Raw genomic sequence first — 12,699 nt, 5'->3', positions numbered from 1 at the left:
CGGCGGATCGCCGATTGGTCCTGCGCACCTCGGATTCGTCAGGCTCCCGACCGAGCACCCGTTTCCGGTAGGCGCTGTCCGGTCACGGCTCGCCTCGTTTACGGGCGATCGTGAGCGGCTCGGCGTGCCGACCAGGAGCGATGCTGCGTGATCGACACGCTGATGTAATCCTGAAGGGCTTTGACCTGCCGGGCGCTTCGCCCTTATCGCCGCGCGATGGCGAGAAAGAAGCGCTATCTGACCGCGACCATGGCCGATGGCTATGTGAAGACGATCGGCCCCACCGCCGCGCCGTTCACGCATTTCTGGCGGATCGTGGCGGATCTCCACAACGGGAAGACGGAGGTTTTCTGGGGCCATTCCCCGTCCGCAAAAGACGCGGCCGGCAAGAAGACCGCAGCCGCCGAGGCGGCGCGGCAACGCGGCTGGGCCGGCTTCCAGTTCGAAGTCGTCGCGCTTCGCGAAAGCCAGGACGGCTAACGATCGAGGGGCGCAACGGGGCGATGCTTTCGCAAGATCACCACCCCGTGCTTCCCGCCCGCGTCCTTGTGTCAGTTGCCGTCGTCGTAATCGCCATCGTCGCGTTCGTCGTCGCCGTAATTGTTGATGGTCACGTCCTGCGGCGCGCCCATGAACCCCTGACCGCCGCCGAACATCCCGCCGCCGCGATGGCCGAACAGGTCCGACAGGCCGGAGAACAGCATCTCGCCGCCGGCGACGCCGGCCGCGGTCGTGCCGGCGGTTCGGAGGAAGCTGCCGAGGCCGCCGCCGCCCGAGAAGATGCCGGGACGATCGTCGGGCGGCGGCGGCGCATAGGGCTGCGCGGTCCGCGTGCCCCATGGGCCCGCTCCACCCTGGGGCAGGAACGACGCGGATGCGGGCGCGGCCTGCTGCTGCTGCTGCTCGAGTTCGGCGATGCGTTGTTGCGCCGCGTGCAGCGACTGATCGGCGACGATCGCATGCTGAACCAGAAGATAGGCCGCATCGGGGTTGGCGGCGAGCGCCTGCCGGATCAGGCCATCGGCCTCGGCATCCTTCGGTCCCGCCCGCGTCGATGCGAGATCCTCGAGGAAACGGCTCAGCAATGCGCGTTCGTCGGTATTCATGGCCCAAACTCCATCTGACGACGCTCAGATCGTGCGCCTGTCGCGTCCGTCAAGGCCGCCATCGCGCGGGGGTGTGCTCAGCGGTCCGCCACGCGGCCGCCGATGCCGCGTTCGCGCGCCCAGATTACCGCGGCGCTGCGCCGGTTGACGCCGATCTTGGCGTAGAGACGCGAGACATGGTTGCGCACGGTGTTGCCGGTGAGCTTCAGCGCGCCGGCGATGGCATCGTTGTCGAGCCCCTCGCAGATGAACTCCAGGACCTCGCGCTCGCGCTTGCTGAGGTCGGGCGCGGAAGGGGAGGCAGGGGCGCCGGTGCCGCGCAGCGTCGCCAGCTTGTCCATTATCGAGCGGCCGAACCAGCTCGCGTCCTTCATCACCGCCTCGATCGCGTCGACCAGCTCCAGTTCGCTGTGCCGCCGCGCGGTCACGTCCTGGTACAGCCACAGCACGCAACGCCCGCCGCGCACGTCGATCGCCTCCGCCGACACCAGACAGTCGATCGGATCGCCCTGTTTCGGCAGCACGCGGACGTCGCAGGTGCGCACGCCGCCGTTCTGCGCGATCTCCGCCTCCATCGATCGGCGCTGCGCCGCGTCGTTCCAGAGCTGGAATTCGTCCACCATCCGGCCGATCAGTTCGTGCCCGGTATGGCCGGTCATCCGGACGAACGCCTCGTTGACCTCCACGATGCGGTTCTCGGTCGCGGACGTCACCGCCATCGCCACGGGCGCGAGCCGGAACATGGTGGTGGAGCGATGCTCGCTCGCGCGCAGCGCATGCTCGGCCTTGCGGCGCGGATCGAGGTCGGCGAAGGTGAACAACATACAGGCCTGCTCGGCCACCTCGATCGGCTGGCCGGCGAGGATGACGAACCGGGTGGTGCCGTCGGGCAGAGGCAGCTCGGCCTCGATCTGCGGGATGGTCGATCCCTCGGCGAGCCGCGCGGCGACGAAGGCGTGGCGTTCGGTCTTGGCGAGGATGTCGAGATCGCGCAGGTGCTTGCCCTCGATCGCGTCGCGCGCGCAGCCGCACAGTTCGGCGAACCCCGCATTGACGCGGATATAGCGCTGGTCCGCCAGGCGAAGGATTAGCGCCGGGGCGGGGTTGGCCTGAAACATCGCCTCGAACCGTGCCTCGGCGTCGTAGCGCTCCGACACGTCTTGGATGACGAGCGCGAGGCAGTCCGGCTCGCCGCCATCCTCGTCCATCACCACGTCGTGGACCTCGTGGGTCCAGCGCGGCTCGTTGGTGCCGACCGGCGCGACCTCGACCACCAGATCGGGGAAGCTGTCGCCCGCGAGCATGCGCATGATGGGATATTCGCGCTTCGCCAGCCGGCGATGGTTGCGATAGCGCAGCGAGAAACGCTGGCAGTAATCGTCGGCGGTGGCGCCGAGATCCTCCGTTTTCCTGACGCCGTGCATGCGCAGCGCGGCGGCGTTCGCGCTGATGAGCACGCCCGAGGGATCCACCAGGATGACGCCTGCGGTCAGATCCTGCATGAGCTGTTCGAGGTGGCGCAGCGAGGGCGTGTGGATGGCGTTGGTCCTGTCGTCGGTCATGGGGTAGGAAGCCGCCGGCGGGCCCGGCGGTTCCGGCGCGATGTCGCTGAAACTACCAAGTGCATGCGCCTTTTCATACCAACGCGCGCGGTCACGCGAAGGCCGCGCAATGAACGTCCGATTGCGATGGGGGTTGAGCCATCCGAACTACGCTGAGCGAAACGGCATCCCGCCGTATCGCAGCGCGAAGTCGGAGGGCATATGGGTCTCATCATTCTTCTCGTCGTCGGCGGCCTCATCGGCTGGGTCGCCAGCATGATCATGCGCGACAATAACGGCATCATCATCAACGTGATCGTCGGCATTGTCGGTGCCATGCTCGCCGGGTTCGTCGTCACCCCGCTGATCGGCGGCGCGCCCATCACCAGTGGCGTCATCAACATCGGGACGATCGGCGTGTCGCTGCTCGGCGCGATCGTGCTGCTCGCCATCATCAACCTCTTTCGCCGCGGTACGGTCCGCTGAGCGGGCGCCGACCCGATCGGTGAATTTCGCCAAGCGCCGTTCCGGTCTTTCGTACGTTGAGGGCGAGCGCACTGGAACGGCAGGCGCCAACGAACACCCAAGGAGAGAAACATGCACAAAAAGATCATCGTCGCCGCGTTCGCGGCCAGCATGGCGACGGCCGCGTTCGCGCAGGCCGATGCGGGATCGCACAACCCGGCGGTGAAGAACCCAACCGTGCACACCACGGCGATGGCCGCCAAGGGCCGCAACTCGTTCACGGAAAGCCAGGCGCGCGGGCGCATCGCCAAGGACGGCTATACCGGCATCAGCAAGCTCGCCAAGAACCAGAACGGTGTCTGGCAGGGCACCGCGATGAAGGGCGGCGCCAAGGTGAACGTCGCGCTCGACTATAAGGGCAACGTCACCGTCCATTGATCCCGGCATTCAGGAGAACGACCATGTCCAAGACCATCACACGCCTGTTCGACGACTATACCGACGCGAGCGCCGCGGTGCGCGATCTCGAAGCGCTTGGCATCGACCATGACGACATCAGCATCGTCGCCAACAACACGCATGGCCAGCATGCCGTCGGCGACCATGAGGGCGTCAACGACCATGGCGATGTCAGCCGCGGCACGTCGACGGGCGCGCTGCTGGGCGGCGCGGGCGGCCTGCTGGCCGGTCTGGGCCTGCTCGCCATTCCCGGCCTCGGTCCGATCGTCGCCGCCGGCTGGCTCGCCGCGACCGCGGCGGGCGCCGGCATCGGCGCAGCGGGCGGTGCGGCCACCGGCAGCCTCGTGGGCGCGCTGAAGAACTCGGGCCATTCCGAGGAGGAGGCGAACGTCTATTCCGAGGGCGTGCGCCGCGGCGGCACGCTGGTCAGCGCCAAGGTGGACGAGGCCGACGTCGCGCGCGCCGAGGCCGTGCTCGACCGCAACCGCTCGGTCGACATCGCCTCGCGCGGTGCGGCCTATCGCCAGTCGGGCTGGACCAGCTTCGATGCCGACGCGCCCGCCTATACGAGCGACGAGATCGACCGCGACCGGGCAGGCTATGCCGCCACGACGGGGACGACACGCTACTGACATGACGCGCCGGGAGGGTTGATGCCCTCCCGGCCATTCATTCACGCATCGATCGTCGCCATGGTGGCATCCGGATAGCGCGCCCCCGACGCCGCGCCCGGCGGCAGGATGGCATCGATCCGGGCAAGATCGGCGCCGCTCAGCGTCACGGCGAGCGCGCCCGCATTGTCCTCGAGATAGCGGCGACGCTTGGTGCCCGGGATCGGGACGATGTCCTCGCCCTGCGCGATCACCCAGGCGAGCGCCAGTTGTGCCGGCGTGCAGCCCTTCTCCGCCGCCATCGCGCCGATCTCGCCAACGAGATCGAGATTGCGCTGGAACGCCTCTCCCTGAAAGCGCGGGTGATTGCGGCGCGTGTCGTCGGCGGCCAGATCGTCGGGCGTCCGCAACTGCCCGGTGAGAAAGCCCCGGCCGAGCGGGCTGTAGGGCACGAACCCGATCCCCAATGCGCGCACCGTCGGCAGGATCGCGGCTTCCGGATCGCGGCTCCACAGCGAATATTCGGTCTGCAGCGCGGTGATCGGGTGGACGGCGTGCGCGCGGCGGATCGTCTCGGGTGCCGCCTCCGACAGGCCGAGATAGCGCACCTTGCCCGCGCTCACCAGTTCGGCCATCGCGCCGACCGTCTCCTCAATCGGCACCGCCGGATCGACGCGGTGCTGGTAATAGAGGTCGATCACGTCGAGACCGGTGCGGCGCAGGCTGGCGTCGCACGCCTCGCGGACATAGTCGGGCCGCCCGTTGATCCCGCGCGCGCTGCCGTCCGCCCCGCGCACGATGCCGAACTTGGTCGCGACCGTCACCCATTCACGGCGCTCGCGCACCACACGGCCGACGAGTTCCTCGTTGGCACCCAGCCCGTACATGTCGGCGGTGTCGAGAAAGGTGACGCCGAGATCGAGCGCGCGGTGGATCGTGGCGACCGCCTCCGCCTCGTCGCGGCCGCCGTAGAAATCGGACATGCCCATGCAGCCGAGGCCGAGCTGTGACACTTCGAGGCCCTGCGAACCGAGCTTGCGGATCTTCATCGTCGATCGTCCTGTTACGCCCGCGTGGGCCTGTCGCTGCATCAATGATCGGCGGCAGCGCGGGTTGCCAATCGAACCTTGCCGTCAGGTGACTGCCGTCAAAGCTATTGCGAATGATATTCATTACCGTTAGGTGGCAGCCGACAGAAAAAGGGTCGGCGATGATGAAGTTTGGGGCGGCCGCGGTCGCGATGATGGCGGGGCAGGCGGCATGGGCGTCGCCCGTGCACGCGGATCGGCCGGATGTGGCGGCCATGCCGGCCGATCCGGCGGACCAGCAGGAATCGGGCGACGGCTCGATCGTGGTGATCGGCACCCGGCCGGTGTCGCAGGCCTCGGCGGGCACCAAGACCGACACCCCGATCGTCGACACCCCGCAATCGATCAGCGTCATCTCGGCGCGCGAGATCAGCGATCTGGGGCTTCAGAACCTCAACCAGGCGCTGCGCTTCGTGGCTGGGGTCACGCCCGAGCAGCGCGGCGCCTCCGCCGAGGTGTACGACCAGTTCAAGCTGCGCGGCTTCGATGCGCCGGTGTTCCTCGACGGGCTCTATTATGTCGGCCAGAGCGACGCGACCGGCTATGCCGCTGCGCAAGCCGACGTGTCGCGACTGGACCGGATCGAGGTGGTGAAGGGGTCGTCCTCGGCGCTCTACGGCAAGTCGGGGCCGGGCGGGCTCGTCAATCTGGAAAGCAAATTGCCGATCGACCGGGCATCCTATGGCGCGGTGTCGGCCACCTATGGCGATTTCGATCTCTACCGCGTCGACGGCGATATCGGGGGGCGGGTGTCGGATTCAGTGCTGTGGCGCGTCTATGGCAGCGTGAACGGCGCGCATTCGCAGCAGGATTACGGCGTGCGGCGGCGCCAGACGGTGTCCGGGGCGGTGACCCTGGGCGCGAACACGCCCACCACGCTGACGCTGCTCGCCGCCTATTCGCACGATCCGCGCAACGGCAATTACGGCGTCTTCCCGACCTATGGCACCTTCCTGCCCGATCCTGTGGGACGCATTCCGCAGACTTTCTATGGCGGCGAGCCGGGTGACTTCTTCTCGCGCGAGCAGGCGGGCGTGACCTATATCCTGCGCCATGATTTCGGCGGTGGCTGGGCCTTTCGCGCGTCCGGCCGCTACCAATATGTCCGCAGCCGGCTGGGGCTCGTCTATACGAGCGGCGTTCCGCTCACCGACACCAGCTTCGCGCGTGCGTCCTATTCGACGAACGAGCATGACAATGATTGGGTGTACGACAATCAGCTCACCGGCAAGGTGACGACGGGGCCGTTCGAGCATACATTGTTGTTCGGCACGGATCGGCAGGTGCTGCATTACCGCGAGATATCCGCGTTCGGCAGCGGCACGCCGATCGATCCCTTCGCCCCGGTCTATGGAACGATGCCCACGCCCACCACGCCCGCGGCGGTGCCCGACAATTACGGCGTGACCGACGTGACGACGCGGCAGCGCCAGCAGAGCGTCTATGCGCAGGACCAGATCGCATGGCAGGGGCTTCGCCTCACGCTGTCGGGCCGGCAGGATTGGGCGCAGCAGGCGGCGACCGGCAGCGATACGCAGCATGATCGCAAGTTCACCTATCGCGTGGGTGCGCTCTACAAGACCGATCTGGGCATCGCGCCCTATGTTTCCTATTCCACGTCGTTCCAGCCGCAGGCGGCGGTGCTGACGAGCGGCGCGCTCGCCAGCCCCTCGCTCGGCACGCAGATCGAGGGCGGGATCAAATACCAGGCGCGCGATCCGCGGATCCTCGTCACCGCCGCCTATTTCGACATCGATCAGACGAACGTGCTGACCTATGATCCCGTCAGCTTCCGGGCGATGGAAGCCGGCAAGGTGCATTCCTACGGCTTCGAGGTCGAAGCCAAGGCGCCGTTGCCTTACGGCTTCGACGCGGCGGTCGCGTTCAGCCGCCAGACCGTGAAGGTGACCGAGGATACGTCCGATCCGCGCAACGTCGGACGCGGCCTGCTGGGCGTCGGCCGCGGCAACCTGTCGGCCAATCTCGCCTGGACGGGCAAGTCGGGGCCGCTCGACGGGCTGACGGTCGGCGGCGCGGTGCGCCATGTCGACAGCGTCTATGCCGGCATCTATTTCGACGGGGTAGCGCGGAGCACGCCTGGCTATACGCTGATCGATGCGCTCGCCCGCTATGATCTGGGCAAGCTGAGCGACCGGATGACCGGCGTGGAATTGTCGTTCAACGCCACCAACCTCTTCAACAAGCGCTATTTCACCAGTTGCTATGCGACCTATGGCTGGTGCTGGTACGGCAACCGCCGGACGGTGCAGGGCACGATCGGCTTCCATTGGTGACAGGGTCGCTGCCCGTTACCCGCCGCTACCGCCTGGCCGTGGCGTCGCGGGTGGCGGCGGCGGTGGCGGGGGGATATGGCGTCGCCGCGCTGTTGGGGATCGCGCTGGCCGCCGCGCTGCCGCTCGATCCCGCCGATGCGGCGATGGCGGCGACGCTGCTGGCGCTGCTCGCCATGCCGGTCGCGGCCATGGCGTGTTTCTGGGTGCGATCGGCGGCCTATGCCTGGGGCATGATGGCGATCGCGGGCGCGCTGTTCGCCGGCGTCGCGCTGGCGGCGGGCTGGCGACCGTGAAGCCGGGTTTCCGCCAGGCGATGACGTGGCTCCACAATTGGTCGGGCCTGGTGGTCGGCTGGCTGTTGCTGGCGATCGCGGCGGCCGGCACGCTGAGCGTCTTCCGACAGGAGCTCGACGCTTGGTGCCATCCCGAGCTTGCGCGCGGCCCGGTCGATCAGGTCGCCGCGGCGGAGGCCGCGATCCGCTGGCTCGGCGGACATGCCGCCAAGTCTCCCTCCTGGTATCTCGATCTCGCCGATGCGCGCTCGCCCGGCACGCTGGCGTTCTGGAGCGGCGGCCCGGCGAGTGGTTTCGTTCAGCGCACGCTGTCCCCGGTGACCGGTAGCCCGGACGGCGTGCGAGACAGCCTAGGCGGCGAGTTCTTCTACCGGCTGCATTTCGAGCTGCAATTGCCCTATCCCTGGGGGCGGTGGCTCGCGGCGGCGGCGGCGATGGCGTTGCTGACGACGCTGGTGACGGGGATCGTCGCGCACCGGCGGATCTTCAAGGATTTCTTCACGCTGCGGACGCACAAGAGGCAGCGCGGCTGGCTCGATGGCCATGTCGTGCTGGGTGTCTTCGCGCTGCCTTTTCACCTGATGATCGCCTTTACCGGCGCGGTGACGCTCGCCATATTGTGGATGCCGTTCCCGGGCTTGGCCGCCTATCGCGGCGATGCGGCGGCGTTCGCGCAAAGCCTGTCTCCCGCGATCGATCGCCCGGCGACCGGGCACCTTGCGCCGCTCGTCCCCCTCGCGCCGCTGTTGCGCGATGCGCAGCGGCGATTCGGCGAGGCCGGCATCGCCACGCTGTCGATCGCCGATCCGGGCGACGCGGCGCAGGCGGTGACGGTATCGGCCGGGGAGGGGCGCGCCATCGCCGTCCAGCAGCACGACCTCGTCTATGACGGCACCACGGGCCGGTTGCTGCGCGAGCATGTCGAGCGGCGGCCGGCGGTGCGCGTCTATGACGTGCTCTACGGCCTACACATGGGGCGGTTCGCCGGGCTGGCCGCGCGCTGGTTCTATTTCCTGTCGGGGGCGATGCTTACCGCCACGATCGCGAGCGGGGCGATCCTCTGGACCGTCAAGCAGCGCCGCCGCCATGGTTTCGGCTATCATCTGGTCGAGCGTCTCAACATCGGGTTCATCGCCGGCCTGCCGATCGGGTTCGCCGGCTTCCTGCTCGCCAACCGGCTGATCCCAATTGGGCTCGCGAACCGGGCCGCGATCGAAGTGCGCTGCGCCTTCGGTCTTTGGGGCCTGGCGCTGGCCTATGCGGCGCTGCGGCGGCCGGCGCGCGCATGGCCCGAATTGCTGGCCGCCGCCGCGCTGACCTGTGCGGCGGTCGTGGTGGCGGACGTGCCGATGTTCGTTCCCGACGGCGTGGCCATCGGGGTGGACTGCGTGCTGCTGCTCCTGGCGGTGGCGTTCGGCGCGACGGCACTGCGGCTGGCGACGCGCGGACGGGCCGGCGGATGACGTTCGCGCTCATGCTCACCGGTTTCGCCATGCTGGCGGCCGGAACATGGCGTCAGTCGGCGCTGGTCTTCGGGCGCGTCCCGCCGCGCGGGCGCCGGGTGGCGCTGCTCGCCGGCGGCCATGCGGCGATCGCATCGTCGCTGGCGCGCGTGCTGGCATCGGACGATCCGTCCCGCGCGGTGGTCGAATGGTTCGGCGAGCTGACCGTCGCGGGATTGCTGGTCGTGTTCGGCTGCTGGCTGTGGCAGCGCAGGGCGGACCGGGCGGCGCCCAGGAACGCCGGCCGCCGCGCTCACGTCCAGCTGGCGGCGAAGGCGGGCGAGGCGATGAAGCTCGACGGCTGCGGCGACACGGGCGGCGGTTCGCACAGACCCTCCTCGATATAGCGCATCGCCGATTTGAGGCCGTTGCGCGTGAAGGGTTTCGGGATCACGCCGTGCGCGCCGCAAAAATCATCGGGGATCTTCAGCGGGTTGGCGGTCACGAACACGATGACGGTGCTGGCCCACCGATCCTGGATCACCCGGCAGGCATCCAGGCCGCTGCTGCCCTCGGCGAGTTGGATATCGACGAACGCGATCGTCGGCGCCCGCGCGGGCTGCAGCGCCTCGAGTTCGCGGACGGAGGCCGATTCCGCGACGACCTGATGCCCCGCATCCTCGACCATGGCCTCGATATCCATGGCCAGCAACGCTTCATCCTCGACGATGAGCACGTCGAACGGAGCGCGCAGCCGCTTCACGACGGATCGGCCGGGAAGCGGATCGAAACGCACATGCCGGGGGCGGCGTCGGTCCATTCCACCGTTCCGCCGATCTGTTTCGCCAGGCGCCGGATCAGCACCCGGCCAAGGCCGTCGCCGTTCACGGAGGCGGCGTCGAACCCGGGGCCGTCGTCGCGGATCGCGATCGTCGCCATTCCGTCGGCCAGCTCGGTCCGGGCGACGAGGCGGCCGCTGCGCCCATCGGCGAAGGCGTGCTTGACCGCATTGGTGACCACTTCGTTGATGATGAGCCCCAGGGCCGAAGCCCAGGACGACGGCACATCCACCCGGTCGCAATGGCTGTCGACCACGACGTCCGTCCGTCCGCTCGATCCGATCACGTCCGTCACCAGATTTGCGGTGAACGCGCCGATGTCGAACCGGGTGATATCCGACGATTGATACAGCCGGCGATGGACGGTGGAGAGCGCGTCGACGCGTTCCAGCATCGCGTCCAGCTTGGCGGTGATGACGGGATCGTCGATGGTGCGTGCCTGCAGCCGCAGCAGCGAGCCGATCATCGTCAGGTTGTTCTTCACGCGGTGATCGACCTCGTGGAGCAGCAGCGTCTTGGCCTCCAGCGCCGCCTCCAGATCGGCGGTTCGCGATGCGACCTCGCGATCCACCGCGGCCTTCTGCTCGCGCATCCGCTGATGCGCTTCGATCCGATCGGTCACGTCGAGCTGCGAGGCGAAGAAGAACTGGATTTCGCCATCGTCGTTGCGCACCGGGCTGAGATACAGCGCGTTCCAGAAACGCGTGCCGTCCTTGCGATAGTTCAGCAGATCTATGCCGATATCCTGGCCGGCTTCGATCGCCGCGCGGACCTTGGCGACGTCGTCGCGGTTGGTGTCGGGACCCTGGAGGAAGCGGCAGTTGCGACCGATGATCTCGCGGCGTTCATAGCCAGTCAGGGTCTGGAAGGCCTCGTTGCAGAAGATGATCGGATTGTCCGGCCGGGACGGATCGGTGATGACCATCGGCATGCGCGTCGCGCGCACCGCCGCGGCGAACGGATCGGCCCTGCCATGCTCGTAATCGATCGCGTCGGTCAGATGCCAATCGTCACGCTGCTTCATCGGCCAGTCCCCTTGCCGGCCGGTCTATCCGCCCCACTCTATTCTGCAAACTCCGATCAATTGGCGACGTTCCATCCGGTCTGAACCGATGGTCTGTCATACACTTACGCAAGCGGGCCCCGATCATGACCGCGCCGAGCGCCGGCGCGACTGGAGGAGTTTCCAGCCGAGCAGCGCCGTGACGCCGATGCCGAGGACGACCCATGTCAGATTGCCGAGCAGATCGGCGATGGCTTGCACCTTGTCGCTGAACGCGCGGCCGAGCGATACGTAGAGCAGCACCCAGATCAGTTCGCCCGCCACATCGAGCACGGCGAAGCGCAGCCAGGGATAGACGGTCATTCCACTCGTGATGTTGATCCAGGGGCCGAGCGGCCCGACCAGCCAGCGGCTGAAGAAGATGCCCGGGCCACCCCATTTGCGCGAGAACGCCTCCGCCTTGGCGATCCGCTCGGCCCCCGCGACGCGCGCGGCGAGCGGCCGGCCGCCCCAATAGCCGATCGCATAGCCGATCTGGTCGCCCGCGACCGCGCCCAGCGTGCCGACCACCACCACCGGCACGAACTGCAGATCGCCCTGCGCGACGAACGAGCCGACCGCGACGAGCAGTAGCGAATCCGGAAACGGGGCGCCCGCCGAAGTGACTAGCAGGATCAGGAACAGCGCCGGCAGACCATAGCTGGTCAGCAGCGCGAGCAGTTCGCCGCTCACGGACGCGGTGCCGGCGGCGGCGGTGCGGGCCGTGGATAGGGCGGCCGGGCATGGACGATGGCGCGCGTCAGGATCGCGGCGACGGCGGCGACGCTCTGCCCGCGCGCTGCGGCGATCGTGGCCAGGTTGCGGCGTTCGGGCGGCCCCGGATCCATACCGAGCGCCAGGAACAGGATATGCGGGGGGACGTGATAGGAATGCGCAACATAGCCGATCGTCATCCACCCCTCGATCGGCTCGTCCTGATGCGCGTTCCAGTAGATCGCGTCGCGCACGGTGCGCGCCAGATGGAAGCCGGTAAAACCGAGCGCGCCGATGAAGGCGATCAGCAGCAGCGCGCGCAGAAGCCGGTCGGTGCGCGGGGTCATTGCGGACACCCGCTGTCAGTCGTCGAACGCGTCGATACCACCCATCTGCTCCTTGCCGATAACCGCGTTAACTCATGATAAGGCCGAGCCGGTCCGGTTTCCCGGAAATCTTTTCGACCCTGTCGCGGGATGGATCCGCCCGACCGCGCAGCGGTCTCGAACATCTTCGCGTCTTAGCCCAAATACGGCCGCGCTGCTGGGGGCATCAGGTTCGCGCAAAGACGCAAAGACGCGAAGAGAAGGACTTCACGCGGAGGCGCGGAGATATTGCGGCTCACGGCTACGCGTTCGCATCGTCCGTCGGGTATGAAGGGCCGCTGGCGCGACCTAGTGTCGCCTCCGTGCCTCCGCGTGAACCGCATCCGCCGAACGACGCGCCCGGCGGGTGCCGGACGCGTCCGAACGGAGCGCCGCGATCAGCCTTGGGGGGCGGGCGGCGGGGGCGGGGCGACCGGACC

15 protein-coding genes are annotated in these 12,699 nt (G+C 68.0%); 8 read left to right on the top strand and 7 right to left on the bottom strand.

The genetic code is table 11. From position 1 onward, the window contains the following. The first annotated feature begins 216 nt into the window (after positions 1–216). Positions 217–480, top strand: coding sequence for a hypothetical protein (locus L8H00_RS14505; RefSeq protein WP_242098020.1), 264 nt, complete (start codon positions 217–219; stop codon positions 478–480). A gap of 71 nt (positions 481–551) precedes the next feature. Here L8H00_RS14505 and L8H00_RS14500 read toward each other — a convergent pair whose 3' ends face one another. Both L8H00_RS14500 and L8H00_RS14495 read right to left on the bottom strand, forming a co-directional pair. Then, positions 552–1,106, bottom strand: a complete 555-nt coding sequence (locus L8H00_RS14500; protein WP_242098019.1) for a DUF2076 family protein — start codon at positions 1,104–1,106, stop codon at positions 552–554. 77 nt (positions 1,107–1,183) lie between these two features. Next, complete coding sequence (locus tag L8H00_RS14495) at positions 1,184–2,668, bottom strand: PAS domain S-box protein (RefSeq protein WP_242098018.1); 1,485 nt, start codon at positions 2,666–2,668, stop codon at positions 1,184–1,186. 201 nt (positions 2,669–2,869) lie between these two features. Here L8H00_RS14495 and L8H00_RS14490 point away from each other — a divergent pair, with 201 nt between their 5' ends. From L8H00_RS14490 to L8H00_RS14480, 3 genes are all read left to right on the top strand, one after another. Next, a complete protein-coding gene (locus L8H00_RS14490) occupies positions 2,870–3,133 on the top strand; it encodes a GlsB/YeaQ/YmgE family stress response membrane protein (protein WP_242098017.1) in 264 nt (87 codons plus the stop codon). Between the two features lie 111 nt (positions 3,134–3,244). Beyond that, a complete protein-coding gene (locus L8H00_RS14485) occupies positions 3,245–3,550 on the top strand; it encodes a hypothetical protein (RefSeq protein ID WP_242098016.1) in 306 nt (101 codons plus the stop codon). A 23-nt stretch (positions 3,551–3,573) separates the two neighbouring features. Further along, positions 3,574–4,203 (top strand): general stress protein, encoded by a 630-nt coding sequence (locus L8H00_RS14480; RefSeq protein WP_242098015.1) that lies wholly within the window; start codon positions 3,574–3,576, stop codon positions 4,201–4,203. 41 nt (positions 4,204–4,244) lie between these two features. On the opposite strand, the gene L8H00_RS14475 is transcribed toward L8H00_RS14480, so the two are convergent. Further along, entirely contained in the window at positions 4,245–5,231 is a 987-nt protein-coding gene (locus L8H00_RS14475) for an aldo/keto reductase (RefSeq protein WP_242098014.1), read from the bottom strand. A 164-nt stretch (positions 5,232–5,395) separates the two neighbouring features. On the opposite strand from L8H00_RS14475, the gene L8H00_RS14470 reads away from it, so the two are divergent. The 4 genes from L8H00_RS14470 to L8H00_RS14455 are packed head-to-tail and all read left to right on the top strand — an operon-like array spanning position 5,396 to position 9,706. Further along, positions 5,396–7,564: a TonB-dependent siderophore receptor gene (locus L8H00_RS14470; RefSeq protein WP_242098013.1), complete on the top strand. Its 2,169-nt coding sequence runs from the start codon at positions 5,396–5,398 to the stop codon at positions 7,562–7,564. After that, positions 7,561–7,857, top strand: coding sequence for an iron transporter (locus L8H00_RS14465; RefSeq protein WP_242098012.1), 297 nt, complete (start codon positions 7,561–7,563; stop codon positions 7,855–7,857). The genes L8H00_RS14470 and L8H00_RS14465 overlap by 4 nt, the downstream gene beginning before the upstream one ends. Next, positions 7,854–9,320 (top strand): PepSY-associated TM helix domain-containing protein, encoded by a 1,467-nt coding sequence (locus tag L8H00_RS14460; protein ID WP_242098011.1) that lies wholly within the window; start codon positions 7,854–7,856, stop codon positions 9,318–9,320. The genes L8H00_RS14465 and L8H00_RS14460 overlap by 4 nt, the downstream gene beginning before the upstream one ends. Continuing rightward, positions 9,317–9,706, top strand: a complete 390-nt coding sequence (locus L8H00_RS14455; RefSeq protein ID WP_242098010.1) for a DUF3325 domain-containing protein — start codon at positions 9,317–9,319, stop codon at positions 9,704–9,706. The genes L8H00_RS14460 and L8H00_RS14455 overlap by 4 nt, the downstream gene beginning before the upstream one ends. Here L8H00_RS14455 and L8H00_RS14450 read toward each other — a convergent pair. The 4 genes from L8H00_RS14450 to L8H00_RS14435 form a co-directional block, all read right to left on the bottom strand. Next, positions 9,613–10,062, bottom strand: coding sequence for a response regulator (locus L8H00_RS14450; protein ID WP_242098009.1), 450 nt, complete (start codon positions 10,060–10,062; stop codon positions 9,613–9,615). The two genes, L8H00_RS14455 and L8H00_RS14450, sit on opposite strands and share 94 nt — an antisense overlap. Then, positions 10,059–11,162, bottom strand: coding sequence for a PAS domain-containing protein (locus L8H00_RS14445; protein WP_242098008.1), 1,104 nt, complete (start codon positions 11,160–11,162; stop codon positions 10,059–10,061). Before L8H00_RS14445 ends, L8H00_RS14450 begins: the two co-directional genes overlap by 4 nt. 123 nt (positions 11,163–11,285) lie before the next feature. After that, positions 11,286–11,873 carry a DedA family protein gene (locus tag L8H00_RS14440; protein WP_242098007.1) on the bottom strand — a complete coding sequence of 196 codons (588 nt, stop codon included), beginning with the start codon at positions 11,871–11,873 and terminating at the stop codon, positions 11,286–11,288. Then, a complete protein-coding gene (locus L8H00_RS14435; protein ID WP_242098006.1) occupies positions 11,870–12,241 on the bottom strand; it encodes a hypothetical protein in 372 nt (123 codons plus the stop codon). Before L8H00_RS14435 ends, L8H00_RS14440 begins: the two co-directional genes overlap by 4 nt. Positions 12,242–12,699 lie beyond the last annotated feature (458 nt).

It is taken from the genome of Sphingomonas sp. CROZ-RG-20F-R02-07 (genome assembly GCF_022662335.1).
Classification (GTDB): Bacteria; Pseudomonadota; Alphaproteobacteria; order Sphingomonadales; family Sphingomonadaceae; genus Sphingomonas.
The sequence above is the reverse complement of the archived record's forward strand: the minus strand, read 5'-3'. Positions and strand labels throughout refer to the sequence as shown.